The organism is Moritella viscosa, from assembly GCF_900120065.1.
Taxonomy (GTDB): domain Bacteria; phylum Pseudomonadota; class Gammaproteobacteria; order Enterobacterales; family Moritellaceae; genus Moritella; species Moritella viscosa.
Genome location: NZ_FPLG01000054.1, coordinates 43,276 through 65,443, shown reverse-complemented (window position 1 = coordinate 65,443; position 22,168 = coordinate 43,276). Strand labels below are relative to the sequence as shown.

Annotated in this window: 14 protein-coding genes; 5 read left to right on the top strand and 9 right to left on the bottom strand. The window is 39.8% G+C overall.

Annotated features, from left to right (window positions below; all coding sequences use genetic code 11):
- Window positions 1–47: 47 nt before the first annotated feature.
- The gene (locus BT797_RS09320; protein ID WP_045111531.1) at window positions 48–1,214 is read right to left on the bottom strand and encodes a chorismate mutase; all 1,167 of its coding nucleotides are present in this window, start codon (window positions 1,212–1,214) and stop codon (window positions 48–50) included.
- 214 nt (window positions 1,215–1,428) lie between these two features.
- Window positions 1,429–1,815 (bottom strand): ribosome hibernation-promoting factor, HPF/YfiA family, encoded by a 387-nt coding sequence (gene hpf, locus BT797_RS09315; protein ID WP_045111530.1) that lies wholly within the window; start codon window positions 1,813–1,815, stop codon window positions 1,429–1,431.
- Between the two features lie 251 nt (window positions 1,816–2,066).
- Here hpf and BT797_RS09310 point away from each other — a divergent pair, with 251 nt between their 5' ends.
- The 5 genes from BT797_RS09310 (at window position 2,067) to BT797_RS09290 (ending at window position 9,646) form a co-directional block, all read left to right on the top strand.
- Window positions 2,067–3,911: a putative bifunctional diguanylate cyclase/phosphodiesterase gene (locus BT797_RS09310; protein ID WP_244534158.1), complete on the top strand. Its 1,845-nt coding sequence runs from the start codon at window positions 2,067–2,069 to the stop codon at window positions 3,909–3,911.
- Between the two features lie 168 nt (window positions 3,912–4,079).
- Complete coding sequence (locus tag BT797_RS09305; RefSeq protein ID WP_045111528.1) at window positions 4,080–5,903, top strand: extracellular solute-binding protein; 1,824 nt, start codon at window positions 4,080–4,082, stop codon at window positions 5,901–5,903.
- A gap of 4 nt (window positions 5,904–5,907) precedes the next feature.
- On the top strand, window positions 5,908–6,999 hold the full coding sequence (locus BT797_RS09300; RefSeq protein ID WP_075471800.1) for a microcin C ABC transporter permease YejB: 1,092 nt from the start codon (window positions 5,908–5,910) through the stop codon (window positions 6,997–6,999).
- Window positions 6,999–8,048, top strand: a complete 1,050-nt coding sequence (locus tag BT797_RS09295; protein ID WP_045111526.1) for an ABC transporter permease — start codon at window positions 6,999–7,001, stop codon at window positions 8,046–8,048. Before BT797_RS09300 ends, BT797_RS09295 begins: the two co-directional genes overlap by 1 nt.
- Window positions 8,048–9,646, top strand: a complete 1,599-nt coding sequence (locus BT797_RS09290; protein ID WP_075471798.1) for an ABC transporter ATP-binding protein — start codon at window positions 8,048–8,050, stop codon at window positions 9,644–9,646. The genes BT797_RS09295 and BT797_RS09290 overlap by 1 nt, the downstream gene beginning before the upstream one ends.
- Before the next feature lie 450 nt (window positions 9,647–10,096).
- Here BT797_RS09290 and BT797_RS09285 read toward each other — a convergent pair whose 3' ends face one another.
- The 7 genes from BT797_RS09285 to gltB all read right to left on the bottom strand — a co-directional run bounded on the left by BT797_RS09285 (window position 10,097) and on the right by gltB (window position 21,646).
- Window positions 10,097–11,536 (bottom strand): GumC family protein, encoded by a 1,440-nt coding sequence (locus BT797_RS09285; RefSeq protein ID WP_075471796.1) that lies wholly within the window; start codon window positions 11,534–11,536, stop codon window positions 10,097–10,099.
- Between the two features lie 179 nt (window positions 11,537–11,715).
- On the bottom strand, window positions 11,716–12,582 hold the full coding sequence (locus tag BT797_RS09280) for a cobalamin-binding protein (RefSeq protein ID WP_045111523.1): 867 nt from the start codon (window positions 12,580–12,582) through the stop codon (window positions 11,716–11,718).
- Window positions 12,583–12,618: 36 nt separating this feature from the next.
- A complete protein-coding gene (locus BT797_RS09275) occupies window positions 12,619–13,530 on the bottom strand; it encodes a cobalamin biosynthesis protein CobD/CbiB (protein WP_244534157.1) in 912 nt (303 codons plus the stop codon).
- A 28-nt stretch (window positions 13,531–13,558) separates the two neighbouring features.
- Window positions 13,559–14,254, bottom strand: a complete 696-nt coding sequence (mtnN, locus tag BT797_RS09270; RefSeq protein WP_045111521.1) for a 5'-methylthioadenosine/S-adenosylhomocysteine nucleosidase — start codon at window positions 14,252–14,254, stop codon at window positions 13,559–13,561.
- A gap of 74 nt (window positions 14,255–14,328) precedes the next feature.
- Window positions 14,329–15,564, bottom strand: a complete 1,236-nt coding sequence (locus BT797_RS09265) for a DUF481 domain-containing protein (protein WP_075471794.1) — start codon at window positions 15,562–15,564, stop codon at window positions 14,329–14,331.
- Between the two features lie 197 nt (window positions 15,565–15,761).
- Window positions 15,762–17,174 carry an FAD-dependent oxidoreductase gene (locus BT797_RS09260; protein WP_045111519.1) on the bottom strand — a complete coding sequence of 471 codons (1,413 nt, stop codon included), beginning with the start codon at window positions 17,172–17,174 and terminating at the stop codon, window positions 15,762–15,764.
- An 8-nt stretch (window positions 17,175–17,182) separates the two neighbouring features.
- Complete coding sequence (gltB, locus tag BT797_RS09255; protein ID WP_045111518.1) at window positions 17,183–21,646, bottom strand: glutamate synthase large subunit; 4,464 nt, start codon at window positions 21,644–21,646, stop codon at window positions 17,183–17,185.
- Between the last annotated feature and the right edge of the window lie 522 nt (window positions 21,647–22,168).

The following is a 22,168-nucleotide window of genomic DNA, read 5'->3' as shown; positions in this document are numbered from 1 at the left end:
TTATGTGTTGTTTAATGTGTTTAAACTACAATCGTAGGCTTATAAAATTATAGTTGATCTTCAGGTACATCAGTTGCAGCCACGTCTTCACTTGGGTAACAACCTAATACTTTTAGTTGGTTGGTAATACGCGTGAGTTGTTTAATCACATTTTGCATTTTGTCTGATTGTAAATTAGCAGCGACATCAATATAGAACATTTCTTCCCAAGGGTTACCTTGAATAGGGCGAGATTCTAATTTTGTCATATTGACGCCTTGTTCACGTAATACTAATAATGCTTCAACTAAGCAACCCGCTTGTTGCCCTGTTGACATTGTGAAGGTGGTTTTTGCTGGTATTTGTACAGCCACATCAACCGGTTTACGAGCCACAACAATAAAGCGGCTGTAGTTTTCAGTTTGATTTGCCAAACCGGTACGAATTGGCTTCAGACCGTATAGCTCACCGCCAGTAATACTACCAATTGCCGCGACTTTATCACTGTCTAACTCTTTTACTTTAGCCATTGCTGCTGATGAACTATCCACAAACTCAATTTTAATGTGTGGATGTGCACTTAAGAACAATGAACATTGTGCAAACGGCTGTGGGTGCGCATAGATAGTTTCAATTTTTGATAAATCAGTGTCACAGGTGGTGATTAAACTGTGCTCAATAGGCTGTGTTAACTCACCCACAATCGATAAACTGGTGTGTTGTAATAGGTCGTAAACATCATTGATGCTACCAGATGAGGTATTCTCAATTGGTAGCATACCGTAGTCAGCTTGGCCTTTTTCTACAGCTGTGATGATTTGTTGGAATGTCGGAAAACCTAATTCAACTAAACGGTCGTCTTGACGTGCAAAGTATTTTTTACAAGCAAGATTCGAGTAAGAGCCTTTATCACCTAAGAAAGCAACACGAGCGACTGAAATTGCAGCATTCGGGTTTTTGATTTGTTGTAAAAAGGCTTGTTGTAATAGCACTGAGTCTTCAAGAACCGTGTGGTAAATGTTCATAATGTAATTGCTATCTAGGCCAAGTGTACGACCTTGATTAATTAAACGCACTAGTAGTTGCTGTTCACGATCTTGATCGCGTACTGGTTTACTCGTCGATTGCTTGCTCTTTGCCACTTCGATGGCTAATTCTCTGCGTTCGGATAATAATTTTAATAAATTATTATCCAGCGTGGTAATGCGAGTTCTAATATCGTTGAGGTCTGCCATGAAATAGGATCCTTGTGCGTACTCTATAAGGTTATGTGGGTATATATGCCTAATGGTGCACATTTATTTATAATTGATTGTTTAATTTATTTATCTAGCGAGGCAAAGTCAAGGTGTCTGGGACAAACTGCAGAAATAAAAAAGCGCAGTCCTATGCTGCGCTTATTCGTTGTTCCTCTAATAAATAGAGAATCAGGAGATTTTAGTCTTTTTGTTAATACTCTGCGAGCTCTAACTCTTCGTCAGAAATCTTTTCTACGGGGAGTTCTTCACCGCTTATTACACCTGCGCGACACTGTTCTTTACCGCTTTTATGCGCTGAGTGTTTTTCGCTATATTTATTTAATTGACGCTCTAGCTTTTGGCCTAAAATCGTAATTGCAGCGTAAAGATCTTCTCCTTCAGAAACTGCGAGTAATTGGCCTTGAGGAAGGTGAATGCTAGCCTCAATTTTTTTAACGTTATTTTTGTCTTTCGTTATTGTTACGTGCGGATTAATCATTGGAATATTGAAGCGCTCTAACTTCGCATATTTCATCGCAAGTTTTTCGTGCATAGGAGCCGTAACTTTAATTTCTTTACTGGTTATTTCAAATGTCATAGACATCTCCTTGTGTAATACCCTTAGTTGGTTCAACTTCAGAATACGACTTTTAGGTTTAAATAAAGTGATCTGGATCACATTTAATAATTTAGTTTTTGAAAGCGATTAAAAGTGTGACGCATTAAACATTTATAAGCATTTATGTTAAATTCGTTGTCTTCTATGTCATGCTTAGGCATTATGCTTAGTTATGTTGACAATAAAATTAAATAATTGCTGATACCTATAATATGATTAATAAATGTAATATGACGACTTTACGTGATGAGCTTGTTGCAGATGCTACACATCTTGACCACGTGCTATTACAGTTAAGTGTCATAGACTGGAGTGGTCACGATGAATTTATTTTATTTGTCGATAACCTTGTCAATCAAACTAAAAAAACCTTAGATATTACCGATATAAAGATCCATTTATTTACGGAAGATTTTTCTGGCGTGATGCCATTATTACCATGGCATATATCAATACTCGATCTTGATATAGAGTTTAGTATCGCAGATGTTACACAGCTTAATTCCGGCTTTAATGCCATTCAACCTGTTGATATCAATGGTAAATCAAGTGTTGTAAATCTGATATCTCCCTTGTTTAAAGGCGATAAATTAATTGGTGCGATTAATTTCTATGGTATGCAAGCATGCGATAGTACGTCGATGTTCATCTCCTCTTTTTGTCAATCTATTGCAACCTTAGTCCAACGTAATTTACGGTTAATGGATAACGAATTACGGTGTGCATTATCGGTAGAGACGGCGAGTAAATCGCAACAACAATTCCACAGTTTGGCTTTTTTTGATGCGTTAACAGGGTTAGCCAATCGTCGCCTACTTAATCAAAAAATTGAAATGCATTATAAAGCAGCTGTCAATAATCAGGTCATTGGTGCGTTATTATTCATTGATCTTGATAATTTTAAAGCCATTAATGATTCACTAGGTCATGCCGTAGGTGATGGAATATTAGTCGAAGTTGCTCAGCGATTAAGAGAAATACAAGGTGATCAAGATTTAATTTCTCGCTTAGGAGGAGATGAATTTGTCATTTTGTTACCTGATTTATCTGAAAATCCAATGCATGCGGAGCAACATGCCAATTTATTCGCAGAACAATTAATCGAGCGTATTTCCCAGCCTTATTTATATAAGGGGCAAGCTTTGCATATCGGTGCCAGTATCGGTGTGACGTTATTTCCAAGTAAAGACCAAGAAACGGCTGATTTGTTAAAACAAGCGGATACGGCAATGTATCAAGCCAAATCAAATGGTCGCAAAAAAGTCTCTTTCTTTGATGTTAAAATGCAGCGTAAAGCAGATAAGCGTCTGCATATTTATAATTGCCTGAAAAGTGCGATTGCTAAGAATGAATTATTTTTGCATTACCAACCGCAACATATGGTGCAAAGTGGCGAGATTATTGGTGTTGAAGCGTTAGTGCGTTGGCATTTAGACGGTAAACAGCAAATCTCTCCAGCTGAATTTATTCCGATTGCCGAAGAAACCGATCTTATTATTGAAATCGGTATATGGGTATTACAGGCTGCATGTCGTCAATTTGTTGAATGGCAGTCGCAGGGCGTTAATGTACCGCAATTATCCGTCAATGTGAGTACCCGACAATTTCATGATCATAACTTTGTTGATTCGGTATTGATGGTATTGGATGAGACTGGTATGGATCCGATGCAACTTAATTTAGAGATCACCGAATCTGTGGTTATTGAGCATGCAGAAGACGCTATCCGTAAAATAACTGACTTAAAAAACATCGGAGTGAGCTTTGCTGTGGATGATTTTGGTGTGGGTTATTCGTCGTTAAGTTACTTAAAACGCTTGCCAGCGAATGAGCTAAAAATTGATCGCTCATTTATTCAAGGGATACCTTATAACGTGTCCGACATGGCTATTGTGGAAGCCGTATTGGCGATGGCAAAACACATGGGCTTTAATGTGACCGCTGAAGGGGTTGAAAGTCGCCAGCAGCTTGAATTTTTACAACGCCAGCAATGCAGTTTTTACCAAGGTTTTTATGCAAGTAAGCCACTCACCGGTGAAAACCTTGCGCTTTATGTTCGACGTCAGCAAGGATAGCTCGGTGTCGTTTACAACGTGTAGGTTATAACCCTAATGGAATAAATATGGATATAAGGTGAACATTTTTGTCTCTTAAGCATCTATATCCTTGTTAATTACAGTTAAATGCTATTATTTTAGTAAGTAAATTGAATGAGTACTTTTATCGGGCAAAGGGACCTCGCCATGAATCAATCGCTTAGTGTTGTATTACTATTTCTTACGTCTTTACTCTCTAGCCAAGCCGCTATCGCGAACACCGCTGTTATGACCGCTTCTCTACGTTCTGCAATTGCAATGCATGGCGAGCCTGCTTATGGTAAAAATTTTACCCATTTCGATTATGTTAACTTAACGGCGCCGCGCGAAGGCACGCTACGACGTGCTGCTATGGGCAGTTTTGATAACTTTAATGGTTATATCGTTAAAGGCGTCTCAGGGAGTGGTACCGGATATTTATTTGATACCTTGATGCAGCAAAGCAGCGATGAAGCATTTACTTTATATAGTCTGGTGGCTGAATACATCGAAGTGCCAGAAGATCGCAGTTGGGTTCGTTTTCATTTAAATCCCAAGGCTCGGTTTTCTGATGGTTCTGAGTTAACCGCAGCAGATGTGAAGTTTACCTTTGATGTATTGATAGAGAAAGGTGTACCGCAATTACGCGCGCAATACAAAGACGTCACCAGTGTTGAAATCGAAAGTAAATACGTTATTAAATTTAATTTAAAAGACAACAAGAATAAAGAGTTGGCTTTAATATTAGCGCAGTTACCGGTATTTTCTGAGAAAGACTGGCAAGGTAAAGATTTTGCGAAAGCGACATTTAATGTACCGCTCGGTTCTGGGCCTTATACGATGAAGGCATTTGATGCGGGTCGTAGTATTGAATATCTACGTAATGATAATTATTGGGCGAAAGACTTACCCGTAAATCGTGGCCGCTATAATTTTAAACATATTATTTTTGATTATTACAAAGATGGCAGCATTGCTTTTGAAGCATTTAAAGCCGGAGATGTTGATTTTAGAGCTGAGAATATCTCTAAACAGTGGGCTACGGGTTATCAAGGTAAGCAATTTACTTCTGGTAACATTATCAAGGAAGAGATCCAACATCATAATCCACAAGGTATGCAGGCATTTTGGTTTAATTTACGTAAAGACAAATTTAAAGATCCTAATGTACGTAAAGCATTAGGCTTAATGTTTGATTTTGAATGGACGAATAGAACGTTATTTTACGGTGCGTATAAGCGCTCGGACAGTTTCTTTAGTAATTCAGAACTCGCGGCAAGGGGGATCCCTGAAGGGGACGAGTTGGCCCTGCTGACGCCTTTTAAAGCACAATTACCTGCAGAGTTATTTACCCAAGTGTATACATTGGATAAAACCAAAGGCGATGGTCGTGTACGCAAGCAACAGCGTCAAGCGATTCGCTTGTTAAAGCAAGCTGGCTGGACGTTGAAATCAGGTAAAATGGTGGATGCTAGCGGTAAACAATTAAGTTTGGAGTTTTTGGTTTATAGCCCATCATTTGAACGTATTATTCAGCCATTTCGTAAAAATTTACAACGTATCGGTGTCGCCTCTGAGATTCGTATTGTTGATGTGTCGCAGTATCTGAACAGATTGAATAATTTTAATTTTGATGTCTATACCTTGATACAAGCACAAAGCCTCTCACCAGGTAACGAACAATTAAGTATGTGGGGCAGTGAATTTGCCAATATGCCGGGTACGCTTAACCGTATAGGCTTACAAGATCCGGTTGTCGATGCATTAGTGGCTAAGGTGATAAATGCCACAGACCGTGACAGCTTGATTACGGCGACGAAAGCACTTGATCGGGTTTTACTGTGGAAAAACTTGGTGATCCCACAATGGCATATTAGCAGTTACCGCGTGGCATATTGGCAGCAAATACAGCGTCCGACACAGTTACCTAAGTATGGTTTAGCCATTGATAGCTGGTGGCAAAAAGACAGCGTTAGCAGTAAAGGAAATTAGGTAAATGTGGAGTTATATACTGCGTCGTTGTTTGTTAATGATCCCGACACTGTTGGGTATTATCACTCTTAATTTTATTATCATCCAAGCAGCGCCGGGCGGGCCTGTTGAGCAGTCTTTAGCTAAATTACAAGGGATTGAATCCTCAGCAACCAGTCGCGTTGATGGTAATAGTCAGGGTGAAGTGAAAGTTAATTTAAATCATGACAGTGGTAACCAGTATCGTGGCGCACAAGGTATTGATCCTGAATATATAAAAGAGTTAGAACGACTATATGGGTTTGATAAGCCTTTGTATGAACGCTATTGGTTGATGCTTAAAAGTTATTTACGATTTGATTTTGGCGATAGTTTTTTTCGCGACAGCTCTGTTATTGATCTGGTATTGGATAAGTTACCTGTGTCGATTTCGTTAGGCTTGTGGACCACGATCTTGGTGTATCTTATTTCGATACCTTTGGGGATAAAGAAAGCCATCTCACACGGATCATCATTTGATGTGTGGAGTTCGAGTGCTGTGGTGATTGGTTTCGCGATACCTAACTTTTTGTTTGCGTTATTACTGATTGTGGTATTTGCGGGCGGCAGCTATTTTGATTGGTTCCCCTTACGGGGACTCACTTCTGCTAACTTCGATGAATTAACGACCTTCGAGCAAATTAAAGATTATTTCTGGCATTTAACCTTACCTATTGTGGCCTCAGTGATCAGCAGTTTTGCTACCTTAACCTTGCTGACCAAAAATACATTTTTAGACGAAATTAATAAGCAATATGTGGTCACGGCGAGAGCCAAAGGATTGACCGAAAATAAGGTGTTATACGGACATGTATTTCGCAATGCGATGTTATTAGTTATAGCTGGATTACCGGCAGCGCTGATCAGTATTTTTTTTACAGGCTCTTTGATGATTGAAATTATTTTCTCGTTAGATGGACTTGGGTTATTGGGTTTTGAGTCGGTGATTAATCGTGATTATCCGGTGGTGTTTGGTACCTTGTATATTTTTACGCTAATGGGACTGATTATTAAGTTAATCAGTGATGTTACTTATATGCTGATTGACCCACGTATTAATTTTGAGGCGCAATCATAATGGGCTGGATCGCAACGTGGCATCGCATTAAACAAAATCCGATGAATCTAAATCGTTGGCAAACTTTTAAGCATAATAAACGCGGCTATTGGTCGTTATGGTTGTTCACTGGGTTATTTTTATTGAGCTTATGTGCCGATATTATTGCGAATGATAAGCCGTTATTAATACGCTATAACGAAAGTTATTACTTACCTATTTTATATGATTATAGCGAGTTAGAATTTGGTGGTGAACTCGATATCCCCGCAGATTATCGTGATGAATATATTCAAGAGATTATTTTAGAACAAGGGGAAATGTGGTGGCCTTTGATCCCGTTTAGCTATGATACGTTTAATTATAATTTAACGGTACCAGCACCATCTGCGCCGGACAGTCAAAATTTATTAGGCACCGATGATCAAAGCCGCGATGTATTAGCGCGCCTTATTTATGGCTTCCGTATATCAGTGTTGTTTGCGATTACTCTGACCATATTTAGCACTATTATAGGTGTAGCCGTGGGCGCGACACAAGGGTACTTTGGTGGTCGTATCGATCTTTATGGCCAGCGTTTTATCGAGATCTGGTCAGGCTTGCCTATGCTGTTCTTGTTAATTATTTTAGCCAGTTTAGTGCAACCTAATTTTTGGTGGTTGTTGGGTATTATGCTGTTATTTAGCTGGATGGCATTGGTGGATGTAGTTCGTGCCGAATTCTTACGTGGTCGTCATCTCGAATATGTTATTGCAGCTAAAGCGCTGGGGCAATCTCATCGTGCGATTATGTTTAAACATATTCTGCCTAATGCCATGGTGGCCACGATGACTTTTATGCCGTTTATCTTCACAGGTGCATTAACCACATTAACCTCGTTAGATTTTCTTGGTTTTGGTTTAGAAGTAGGGTCTCCTTCGTTAGGAGAGTTAATTAAGCAAGGTAAAAATAATTTACAAGCACCTTGGTTGGGGATCACTGCATTTGTGTCTATGTCGGTAATTTTGGTGTTATTAGTCTTTATTGGAGAGGCGGCGCGTGATGCGTTTGATCCTCGTAAGGGGGCGTGATGAATAACGCTGAAGCGAAACCGCTGGTACTTGAAGTCAACGATTTATCGATTAGTTTTGGTCAACAACAAGTCGTTGAGCACGTCTCGTTTAATATTGAGAAAGGTAAAACATTTGCGCTGGTGGGTGAAAGTGGTTCAGGTAAATCTGTGACTGCATTATCTATTCTGCAGTTATTACCGTTTCCTGCGGTGAGCTATCCCGCGGGCAGTATTAAGTTGATGGGTAAAGAAGTCATAGGTAAAGACCGGGCTGTGATGCAATCGCTACGTGGTAATATGGCCAGTATGATCTTCCAGGAACCGATGACTTCGCTTAATCCTCTGCATACCATTGAAAAACAGATATCAGAAATACTCTTCTTGCATCAAGGATTCAATAAAAAAGCTGCGCAGTTACGTTGTCTTGAATTGCTTGATTTAGTCGCGATACCTGAACCCAAAAAACGATTAGGCTCTTATCCCCATGAATTATCAGGTGGCCAACGTCAACGTGTGATGATTGCCATGGCGTTAGCCAATGAACCGGATTTACTGATTGCAGATGAGCCAACAACCGCACTCGATGTTACTGTGCAATTACAAATTTTGGAATTGTTAAAATCATTACAAGCTAAATTGGGAATGGCGATATTAATGATCACCCATGATCTGAATATCGTTAAACATTTGGCCGATGATGTGGCGGTGATGAAACAGGGGAGAATTGTGGAGATGGGGGCTGTTGAACGTATTTTTTCAGCCCCTCAGCACACTTATACCAAAACTTTGTTGGATGCTGAACCACAGCGTGACATGCCTACGTTAATATCTACAAAACCGTTATTACAGATAAAATATTTTAAAGTTTGGTTTCCATTGAAAAAAGGGCTTTGGCAGCGAACTTATGATCATGTTAAAGCCGTTGACGGTGTGTCGTTGCAGCTAAATGAAGGCGAAACGCTTGGTATTGTGGGGGAGAGTGGCTCGGGGAAAAGCACCTTGGTACGTGGTCTATTGAGGTTGATTAAGAGTGAAGGCGATATTTATTTTAATGGGACTAATCTGCAAGGATTAAACCTGACTGCTATGCGTGATTATCGTCAGTCATTACAAATTGTCTTTCAAGATCCGTTTGGCAGTTTAAGCCCACGCATGTCGGTACGTCAGATTATCAGTGAGGGTTTAGAGGTGCAGGGCAAACACAGTGATGCTGAAATCGAAATAGCGGTTAAACAAGCCTTGATTGATGTTGCGCTACCTTTGGACGCCTTAGCACGTTACCCGCATCAATTTTCGGGTGGACAACGTCAACGTATTGCAATCGCACGCGCCTTAGTTCTTAAGCCAAAAATATTAATTTTAGATGAGCCTACATCTGCATTAGATCGGACTGTGCAAAAACAGATCTTAGATTTATTGTGTCAATTACAGCGACAGCATCAATTAAGTTATATATTTATCACCCATGACTTAAGTGTGGTACGGGCTGTAAGTCATCGTATATTAGTATTGAAAGCGGGGAAGATTGTTGAAGAAGGTGAAACGGAATCGATTTTCAATCAACCGCAGCAAGCTTATACGCAAGCATTGTTATCAGCAGCGATGTGTTTTAACTAAACGGTTTACGATAGCGATAAAGATGATCGCTATTGGTATTATTCTACAAACACAAAAAAGCTCACTACTAGTAGTGAGCTTTTTTGTTATTCGAATGCTATTTTTCTAAAGCGCTAACCCTAAGTTAGAGTGAGATAACCAAGCACGCCGGCATTGAAAAGCCAAATACGATGAATCACACCGGTTTGACCAATAAAGTGGTCGGCTGTTTCGGTTTCTAATTTTAATATAGCGTATTAATCTCAACATGCAACTATTGATAATGCATTTTTAGTTGTTTATTTTTAATGATTGTTAATATAGTGACCTTGATCGTTACGATTAGTTTAAATTTAGGTTCAATTAAATCAATTAACAAGGTGACAAGTTGAGAGTTGAAATGGATTTTTTCTCTAATTTGAACATGGTTGGAATAACTGCAAGATAAGGGAAAACGATTTTTTAGATCACTTATCGACCCGATGATGGTGAAATTAAAGGGAGACGTGCAATAATTTTTAAACCCGTCGCGTGAGTAATTTGACTTTCATGCCATAAGGTATCTTGTGTTGCTGACAGGGTTAAGCTAATTGCTACCCCTTGTATTATCCCGAGCAATAATCCCAGTAATATATAAGTGAGTAGAGATAAATTTATCGTTTTTTCGGGAATGAAAGGGGGGGTAATTATTTTAACTGTATTCGTTGACTCGAACTCGCTGAGATCATAACTAATTGATACCATTTCATAGCGTGTGAGTAGATTCTGATAAAGCGTGTTTGTTGTCGTGAAATGACGTTGTAATTGTAGTAACTCTTGCTCAACCATCGAATATTTATTTTGATTTTTTTGGAAATACTCATGCTGCTTTTTTAATGTATTCAATTCTAATTGTATTTTTATGATTGCGTTTCTATAGTGCTCATAATCATCGAGTTCATTCAGCAATAACGGTGTTACTTGGGTTGTTAAGGCTTGACGTGTAAGTCGTGTAATACGGTTTAACAGTAAGTTCAACGCTTGCTGGTTTTGTATTTTTGATTGTAACTCTTGTCTTTGCTCTTGTAAGCGAGATATTTGTAGGCTTGTTGACTTAACTTGCGAGTGTTGTTCTGTGTAATACCCTAACTGGTGGATTTTTAATGTTTCGAGCTGCCTAATTTTATTATCAATAAACTGAGCTGCAGGGTTTGTTAGAATTAATTTCTTTGTTAATAGCGTTAATTTAGATTGCAGCAAGGCTAATGCTTGCTCTTTATCTTTTATACGGTTTGTGATGTTAATCTGTGTCGATTCTCTGGCTTCATATAACTCAGGAATGATGCCTGCATGTTTAAATTTATAGCCAAAAAGGGCTTTTTCAGCTTGTAATAATACAACATGTTGTTGCTCTAGTTGCTCAGCAAGAAAAATTTTACTGTTTAATGCGACATCTTGGTTGGGCTTAGTTAATCGTAAAATAAATTGATTACTGACCGCATCGAGTATTATGCTTAATTGTTTCGGATCTGGCCATACCATTTCAATGGTAACTAAGTCTGTCCCCGTGAGCGATAGTGTTAATGAAGATTTTATTTGCTCAACTATGTTTTGTCGTTGCTCCTTTGAATGACTTGATTGAATTAACCCAACTTGTTTTGCAACCTCTAATAATACGGGGTTACGTTTAGCGAGAATATTAATGGTTTTAAAGCGAGACTGAATATTAAGGGGCAAAGATAATTCGGCTAAGAATGGATTTAGTAGGTTGCGTTCTTGCAGTAGAATCGTGGTATGAGAGTGATAGCTTTCTGGAATACTGCGGCCAACTTGATAGCCAATCAGCGGCATCGTTAATACGGGAATCAGCAAATAAATACGTTTACGCCAGAGAATATCATAGCAACGATATAACCAGGCCCACGCATTCATCAGTTACTGTTGCTTGTGATTAGGCGATATGGTGCGATTAATAATGTTGTAAACAGTGCCATAAGTGATTGCCATCAATAAAACTAAAATAGTAACAATACCAAAGTAGGTATTGTTAACTGTAGTTAGCTGTTTGAATTATGGCAATATTTGTACTTGTTATCTGAACATAAAATAAATCACATTGATTTGGTGTGTTTTTTCGCTTTAAGGGCTATATCACAGAGTGTTTTTATTCCTGTTAGTACGCGAGGAGAAAAACGGTGAGATACGTCAGGGTTAATTTTAAATATATTACCATTTTTAACCGCAGGGATACTTTGCCAAGTTTGCCACTGCTGTAATTCACTGTCGTTGACTGTACCTGCGATGATTACTGCTGGTTGCTTCACGAGTACTTGCTCAACGTTAATCACTGGGTAGGGAACGGGACTGTCACTGAATACATTATTAAATCCACATAGGGCGAATTGTTCTTGTAACCAAGGATCTCTGGCGACGGTCATTAATGGCGTTGCCCACACTTGATAAAACAGATTTTGTTTGGGATTGTTTTTATAATTTTCACGTAGCCGCGCTAAGGCTTTACGGTATTTATCACTGGCTGGATTAGCAATCGCTTGTGTACCAAAGATTTCGCCAAGTTTTTGTATTTGTATTGCGACATCGGCTAATCCACCTGTCTTTGACGCATAAACAGGGATACCAAATTTTTTGAGCTGGTTGATATCGGCCGTCGAATTACCTTGTTGCCAGTAAATAATCAGATCGGGATCAAGCGCGAGTATCGTTTCGATATTTATTTGTTGTGAACTGGCGACAATCGGTAATGTTTTTGCTTGTTCAGGATAATCTGAGTAAGCACTGACTCCGATTAGTCGTTCACCAGCACCAGCAGCAAAAATCAGTTCTGTGATATGCGGTGAGAGCGATACGATACGCTGTGGGTACTTTTCTTGTACTGGTAAAGGTAATGCTTGAACCGGTAATGCAAATGTGAAAAGTGGGATGATAACGAATGTAAGGAAGCGTGCATAAAAAAACATAAGTACTCATGATGTTGAAAAGTGAATATTGTCAGTCTATCTAATCGAAATAAGCAGGGAGATGGCGGTAATAAAAGATAACCAGACTAATAAGGCCAACGTCAGTTTTTGTTGTGCTCGATTGATATCATCGCGTTGTGCAGGCTGAGCATGGCCAAGTTGACTAAAGCGGTGCATCGACCCTTGGTATTTTCGTGGTCCGCCTAATTGAATGGCGAGACTATAGGCAAAACTTGATAATAAAAAACCGCTGCTAAAGTGATGCCATTTCTTTGCCTGTTTGTTTAAATTTGCTAACGGACTTGTCGCGCGTTGTAAGCTGCGTAATGTGCATCCGAGTATGATATGGGTGGGGGCGGTTAATAAGAGCTGTAAAGATGCTGCAGGGCGACCAAAATGACGATTAACGGTTAGTTTACTATTCCAGTTATATGCCATTAGCTGAATTACACGATAAATAATCGCGGCCCAAATACCAACACTGACATACCAAAATATAACGGCAAACCACTGATAGCTATTACGTAGACATAGATTTTCAATACTCGCTTTATGTAAACCGAGTAAGGATAACTGGTCTAAATCGCGTAATGTCCGAGGTTGTATTTGGCTTATGATAGTTTGCTTTTCGAGGTTACCTAAATTAACTTCAGGTAAGTTTATTTTTTCCCATTGCAATAAACACAGTAATAATACGAATTCAAATAAGATGGGCTCAATCATAATAAATTGAATGACGGCGGCGATAATTAAGATAAACCCAAGCATGATGATGAGCGCAAGGTTACCTGCAATATATTGTTGCTGGTGGCTGCGTTGTGCATTATTTACTTTACCCGCAACGGCGCTAAAGAATAGGTTTAAAAGTTGCGTAGGGTGAAAGTGAGGTGGGCAGAGCGGTAAGCGTGCGATGACGACTGCAGTCAGCAATATAAATACTGACTGCATGCTGGTCCAATCCATGGCCAAATTCATGTTATTTTAACTCGTTTAACATGTTTACTACCATTGCTGATGAGTTCTTCGCGGCAACAACCAGGTATTCTTCAAATGATGTTGGTGATTCTTTACCCGCGATATCTGATAATGAACGAATCACAACAAAAGGTACGTCAAACTGGTGACATGTTTGTGCAATTGCTGCTGCTTCCATTTCTACTGCCGCCATTGTAGGGAAGTTATTACGTGCCTCTTCTACTTTTTTCGGATCAGCCATGAAGCTATCGCCAGTACAAATTAAACCTTCGATAGTTTTAATTTCACTGTCTACTGAAATCGCTTTTTTAGCGGCTTCAACAAGACGAGGATCTGGGATATAGGCAGCAGGTTTTTGTGCACATTGACCCATTTCGTAGCCAAAAACAGTTAAGTCAACATCGTGGTGACGAACTTCACTTGAAATCACAACATCGCCAACTTTAAGCGCTTTATCGTAACCGCCAGCTGAACCAGTATTGATGATGTAATCAGGTTTGTAATGCTCAAGTAGTAGTGTCGTCGCTACGGCTGCAGCAACTTTACCAATACCTGATTTACTTAAAATTACATCATGACCTGCAAGTGACCCGCTGTAGTATTCACAGCCAGCTTGAGTAAATGTTGTTACGTTCTCTAGTTGCTCGCGCAGGATCTCAACTTCCTGTTCCATTGCACCAATAATACCAATTTTCATCGTTGTCTCTAATCTATCTCAAAAAATGTCATGCTAGCACAGTTTCGTTGTTGTATGAATTGGTCGTCAAGGTATTAATTAAAAGAAACACCTAAGCCAAACGCAAGTCGAAAGTCATTTTTTTCTAATGGAGAACTATCAATATCGGGTAGGGGATTATTGATACGGTCCCAGAAAAATGTAATTTCGAAATCCAGTATATCTGTGAGCTCAATATCAAAGTTTAATTTCGTATATTGTAGGTATCCACCAAGATCAGATTCTGTAGCCGTCAATTTATAACTTAATTCAAAATCAATCTTGTCATGTATTTCACGTTCATAATCGAGACTGAAGGATACAGCGAGACTGGAATCACTTTTATTGAGTTCTGCGTCAGTATATTCATATTTCGTATATAAATAAGAGGGACCTAAGTGCATTTCCAACTCTTGGTCACCGTCGTCAATAAATTGATAACCAATACCCATACCGAGATTGATCCGATTGTTTACATTTTGTAGCGGATCGCGATATAAGTTTAAATCAATTGGTCGGAAAAACAGATCTTTATCACTATAAACATCGTAGGTCATGACGAAACGATGGTTCTCATCGGTTTGCACGTTATTAGTCTCGCCAATAATTGCGGTATATGAGGTTTTAATTCGTGATGTTGTGGTGTGACGAGAAAGTTCAGCATTGGTATTATATTCGAGTTTATTGGTATTACCCGAGCTTAGGTTTGCTCCAAAGGTTACCTTGCCTTTCCAGATATTGGTACCCGTTTCGGGGCCGGCGATCAGGGTCATAAGATCTTTTTGATTAACTTTATGCTGGCGGTTGTTACTGACCGTCATTATACCATTTTCAAGTGCAATCGTACCTGTGATAACCTTCCCATTAACGGTTAGAATGGTAAATAATTGGCGGCTATTAATACGGCTAATGTCTTTCCATTTAATTTTTAAATCACCGAGGTCATCGCTATCAAAAGCCAGTTTTTCATCATAGAGATCTTCGATCTTTCCAATTAAAAATTCTCCCGATTTTAACCAGACCCAGTCTTCATCTATACCTAAGCTATCCGCGAGGATGATTTCTTGACTGTTTTCTGTGGTGGTAACTGCATCTGTATTTATGGCGATATTGGTATCAGTGCTTGTAGGCTCGGTAGCTGGGGTCGGTAATTCGGTTTTAATATAATCGCCTAAGATTATCTCTTGCGCAGCAAAACTTGGTACGCTAATTAGCATACTTAAAAAAGAGAAAGTGATTCTGAGTGTAATCCACTTTAGTTTCGTTGTTGTGAGGGGGTTAAGCGAATTCATTATTACCAAGTATTAAGCCATTGATGCCTTTAAATTGACGGATATAATACAAAAAATCAGTTGATAATTAAATATATTATCGTTTTTTTTAGCTTAAAATAAAGAATAAAAAAACGCTAGCATTATTAATGCTAGCGTTTTTAATTAGATGTGTAATTTTAACGATGAGCGGCTTAAACGTCTAAACCTTTTAATCTTTAGACCTCTAGGTAGTCGAGTATTGCCTCGGCTGCACGTCGGCCTTCATCAATTGCGGTTACCACAAGGTCAGAGCCTCGAACAGCATCACCGCCAGCAAAGATTTTAGGATTTGCTGTTTGGAATGGGAAGTCACTTTCTGCTGGTGCAATAATGCCGTTCCAGCTATTCGTTGTAACACCTTCATCCAATAACCATTGTGCCGGGTCTGGCTGGAAACCAAATGCTTGAATAACCGCATCGGCTTTCAGTACGTGCTCAGAACCAATCACTTGTTCGGCACGACGACGACCTTTCTCATCTGGATTACCTAAGCGAGTTTTCACCATTTTAACGCCTATGGCTTTATCACCTGCCACTTCAATATCAAGTGGTTGTAAATTCCATAAGAATTTAACACCTTCTTCTTTGGCATTTTTAACTTCGCGCTTAGAACCTGGCATGCTTATTTCGTCTCGACGATAAGCACAATAAACGTCTTTAGCACCTTGACGAACCGCAGTACGTACGCAGTCCATCGCAGTATCACCACCACCTAGAACAACGACCGTTTTGCCTTTTAAATTGATAAATTCATCAGCACTTTTTTCAAAACCGAGTTCATTATTCGTGTTGGCAATCAGGTAAGGTAGGGCGTCATAAACACCTTGTGCAGTTCCGTTGTCAAAACCACCATTGATGTATTTATACGTACCAACACCAACAAATACAGCATCGTACTCTGCCACTAATTCACTGAATTGAATATCTTTACCAATTTCAGTATTAAGGCAAAATTCGATCCCCATTTCTGTGAAAACTTCACGGCGGTGAGTCATTACGCTTTTATCAAGCTTAAAGGCTGGAATACCAAACGTTAATAGACCACCGATTTCTGGGTTACGGTCATAAACGACAGGGGTTACACCATTACGCACTAAGATATCAGCAGTAGCAAGACCTGCTGGACCGGCACCGATAATCGCCACTTTTTTATCATTGCGAACCACCTTAGACATGTCTGGACGCCAGCCCATTTTAAAGGCTTCGTCGGTAATGTATTTTTCAACATTACCAATAGTAACCGCACCAAAATCTGTATTTAGCGTACAAGAACCTTCGCATAAACGATCTTGTGGGCAAACTCGACCACAAACTTCAGGTAAGCTGTTGGTTTCATGACAAAGCTCAGCCGCTTCAATAATACGGCCTTCTTCAACCAGTTTTAGCCAGTTTGGAATGTAGTTATGTACTGGGCATTTCCACTCACAGTACGGATTACCACATTCTAAGCAACGACCTGCTTGCATTTTCGCTTGGTTAGCCGTAAACGGTTTGTAAATTTCGATAAAGTCCACTTTACGGATCTTTAACGCTTTTTTATCTGGATCAATGCGTTGTACATCGACAAATTGAAATACATTATTACTCATGATCCCTCCTATTGAGCCTGGACACGTAGCTCTGCGGCAGAGCGTGATTTGTGGCCAAGTAATGCGTTCATATCAGCTGATTTAGGCTTGATAATAAAAAATTTGTTCATCACTGTATCGAATTCATTAAGCAGATCTTGCGCATGCTGACTGCATGTCTGTGCAAGGTGTTCAATGATAATACCGCGAAGGTGTTCAACGTGCATTGGGTAATCCGTTACTGCATGTTGTTCCACTAGTTCATTGTTAAGTTTACTTGCTAATTGACCACTTAGGTCATAAATATAAGCAAAACCACCTGTCATACCAGCACCAAAGTTAACACCTGTATCACCGAGGACTGTAACAATACCACCTGTCATGTATTCACAACCGTTGTCACCAATACCTTCGATTACGGCATTTGCACCAGAGTTACGCACAGCGAAACGTTCACCAGCTAAGCCAGCTGCGTATAATTCGCCACCCGATGCACCATATAGACAAGTATTACCTGCTATAACTGCTTCGTGTGTTTTAAACGCTGAACCGGGTTCTGGGCGGATAACAATGCGGCCACCTGTCATGCCTTTACCTACATAATCGTTGGCATCGCCTATCAGATTAAGATTTAAGCCGCCAGCGTTCCATACACCAAAACTTTGACCAGCAGTACCTGTAAAGTTAACTGTGATTGGATCTGATGCCATACCTTGGTTACCATGCTGTTTCGCAATTTCACCAGACAGGCGGGCACCAACAGAACGATCGGTATTTTTAATCGGGAAGCTACTTGATAACCCTGATTTCTCAGTGATTGATTCTAAGTAATGCGCAATTAAAGCTTCGTTAAGTTCTGCTTTATCATACGGTTCGTTGGTTGCTTGGCAATATATACCTAAACCTTCTTTTGGCTGTGGTTTATACGTAATACCAGATAAGTCAATTTTACGCTGTTTATCAGTGAGACCGTCTAGTTGCACTAATAAATCTGTTCGACCAATTAAATCCGTTAACTGGGTTACGCCAAGTGATGCCATGATTTCACGGGTTTCTTGGGCAATAAACTTGAAGTAGTTCATGACCATTTCCGGTAGACCATGGAAGTGATCCTGACGTAATTTGTCGTCTTGTGTTGCAACACCTGTCGCACAGTTGTTCAGGTGACAAATTCGTAGGAATTTACAACCTAAGGCCACCATTGGTCCAGTACCAAAACCAAAGCTTTCAGCACCAAGAATCGCACCTTTAACAACATCGAGACCGGTTTTTAGGCCACCATCGACTTGTAAGCGGATACGATGACGTAAGCCATTTTCAACTAATGCTTGTTGTGTTTCTGCTAAACCAAGTTCCCAAGGACTACCGGCATATTTAACTGAGGTAATCGGACTTGCAGCTGTACCGCCGTCATAACCTGAAATGGTGATTAAGTCGGCATATGCTTTTGCAACACCTGTCGCAATCGTGCCAACTCCAGGTTCAGATACTAATTTAACGGATACTAACGCAGATGGGTTGATCTGTTTAATATCAAAAATCAGCTGTGATAAATCTTCAATTGAATAAATATCATGATGCGGTGGTGGTGAAATAAGGGTTACACCGGGGACTGAATTACGTAGTTTGGCAATTTCAGTTGTTACTTTATGTCCCGGTAATTGGCCTCCTTCACCTGGTTTTGCACCTTGCGCTACTTTAATTTGAATGATTTCTGCATTCATTAAGTAATGCGGTGTTACGCCAAAGCGGCCTGACGCGATTTGTTTAATTTTAGATACTTTTAAAGTACCAAAACGACGTGGATCTTCACCGCCTTCACCCGAGTTGGAGTTACCACCTAAGGTGTTCATCGCAATCGCCAGTGCTTCATGTGCTTCAGGGCTTAATGCGCCGATTGACATTGCCGCGGTATCAAAACGTTTGAACAAGTTATCTTCATGCTCTACAGCATCCAGTGCAACCGGATTATCTGATTTTTTCAGCTGTAACATATCACGCAAAGTTGCAATAGGGCGCTCATTTACTTCTGTTGAATACTGCAGGTAGTCTTCGTATTTACCGCTTTGTACTGCTGTTTGTAATGTACTGACAACATCAGGGTTATAAGCATGGTATTCACCACCATGAACATATTTAAGTAGACCACCTTGTGAGGTCGGTTTACGTTTTGTCCATGCTAATTTACTTAGTTTTTGCTGGTCGATATGGAAATCGCTAAAGTCCGCACCTTTGATTCGGCTGCTTGTGCCTTTAAAGCATAACTCAATAACTTCGTCGGCTAAACCTACGGCTTCAAACAGTTGTGAGCAACGATAACTGGCAATGGTAGAGATACCCATTTTCGACATGATCTTGTACAGACCTTTATTAATACCATTACGGTAGTTTAATAATGTCTTAGCAATATCTTGCTGAATTGTTTCTATTTCAACAAGTTTACGTAGTGATTCATAAGCAAGATAAGGGTAAACCGCAGTCGCACCAAAACCAAGTAATACGGCGAAGTGATGTGGATCTCGGGCACTTGCCGTTTCTACAACAATATTGGTATCACAACGTAAATTAGCGTCAACTAATGCTGTTTGTACGGCACCAACTGCCATTGCTGCAGGGATGGGTAAATTATTTTTCGCTAACGTGCGGTCAGTTAGTACTAATAACACAGCACCAGAAGCAGCAAGTTCAATTGCTTCTGCAGTAACACGTGCTACGGCACGTGCTAGAGTTTCATCTTGACCGTTAAAGCAAAGGTTAATTTTTGCGGTTTTATAGTGCTCGCCGCTTAATTCAGTGACTTGCTTAAAGTCTGAGAATAGTAGTACTGGAGAATCAAATAGTACGCGGTGCGCATGACCATCTGTTTCATTAAATACATTGTGCTCACGCCCGATGCAAGTTGCCAATGACATTACATGGTTTTCACGTAATGGGTCGATTGGAGGGTTGGTTACTTGCGCGAATTTTTGACGGAAGTAATCATACAGCGAACGCGTTTTAGTTGAAAGGACTGCCATCGGGGTATCATCCCCCATAGAGCCTGTTGCTTCTTGCGCATTTTCACCTAACACACGAATAATTTGATCGAGTTCTTCTCTACTGTAATCAAATTGTTTTTGATACGTTGTTAATTGTTCGTCATTAAAAGTACGCATCCCAATAGCTTCTTTTGGTAATGCTTCAAACGGTGTTAGTTTCGTTGAATTGTTCGTTAACCATTCACGATAAGGATTACGGCCTTTTAATTCTTGGTCAATGTCCCAAGATGTCCATAATTTACCTGTTTCAGTATCGATAACTAATAATTCGCCTGGACCTACACGGCCTTTTTCGATTACTTCATCTGCACTGTAATCCCAAATGCCGACTTCAGAAGCGACAGTGATAAACCCGTCTGTGGTACGTACATAACGTGCAGGTCGTAAGCCATTACGGTCGAGACCACAAGCAGCATAACGACCATCACTTAGTACAATACCTGCTGGGCCATCCCAAGGTTCCATATGCATCGAGTTGAAGTCATAGAATGCACGTAGATCATCATCCATATTGGGATGATTCTGCCATGCTGGCGGCACTAATAGACGGAAAGCGCGGAAAATATCCATACCACCGGCTAAAAAGAGTTCTAACATGTTATCCATTGACGATGAGTCTGAACCTTTGGTATTAACAAACGGAGCAGCGTCGTGCATATCAGGGAGTAATGGTGAGCTAAATTTATAACTACGTGCGCGAGCCCATTCTCGGTTACCTTCGATCGTGTTAATTTCACCATTATGCGCCATAAAGCGGAATGGTTGTGCTAACGGCCATTTTGGCGATGTATTTGTTGAGAATCGTTGGTGGAATAAGCAAATTGCAGATTGCATACGAAGATCGGCAAGGTCTAAAAAGAACTTCGGCAGATCCCCCGCCATACACAGACCTTTGTAGATCGTGACGAGGTTTGACAAGCTGGCAATATAGAAATCGCTATCATCTGTAATGCGTTTTTCGATACGACGTTTAGTTAAATATAAACGACGCTCGATATCTTTAGGCGCCCAACCAGCAGGAGCATTGATAAAAATTTGTTGAATTTGTGGCAATGATGACATTGCAATTTCACCGAGTACGCTCGTATCAAGAGGAACTTCACGCCAGCCAACAACATTCAGAGTTTCGCGTTCGAGCTCTTCTTTAATGATTTGTTTTGCTGCTGCTGATTTATCCGTATCTTGATTTAAGAACATCATACCAACGGCGTAGTTACTTCCTAGATTCCAATCATTTTCTACCGCGATAGCACGGAAAAAACCGTCAGGCTTTTGCATTAGCAAACCACAGCCATCTCCTGTTTTTCCATCTGCCGCGATACCGCCCCTATGTTGCATACGGTCTAATGATGATATAGCGACGCGAACTAACTTGTGACTAGCTTCACCTTCTTGATGGGCAATTAAACCAAAACCACAGTTGTCTTTTTCCAGCGACGGGTCATAGACTGACATTGCACTTCTCCCTTGCATTCAATTCACTAAATTCTAAACTATGTACACCCAATTGAGCTTCTACTCATGAGTACAAAATACATAAAAAAATAGATAAATCGTTAAAGTTTCCAAAAGCCGAAAATTGGCTAACCTGCCAAATTTACCAGAATTAATACTTAGGTCAATCTAAAAATGTATTCTGAGCTACTTATCACCTTTTCATGTAAATGGTCCATTTGTTTTGATATTGGATAATAAACTGGCCAAAATACTGATGATTATTTAAAAAATGGTTTTTTATTTTGACAATATGACATTGTGTGATTTTTTATCTCTGTTTTCATAGTTGTTAATCTTGTTGCTGAGTATTCGTCGTCATATTTAAACGTAATACACTGATTTATTAGGTTTATGCTACCTCGTACTAAAGTATGAAAAACAAAAGTGGGCGATAGTGGTAATTTTAATTAGAACTGCTTTACAGTGATCTGATTTTGGTGTTGTATGGTTCATCAGCGTGAGATGGATCTTAGGTGAAAT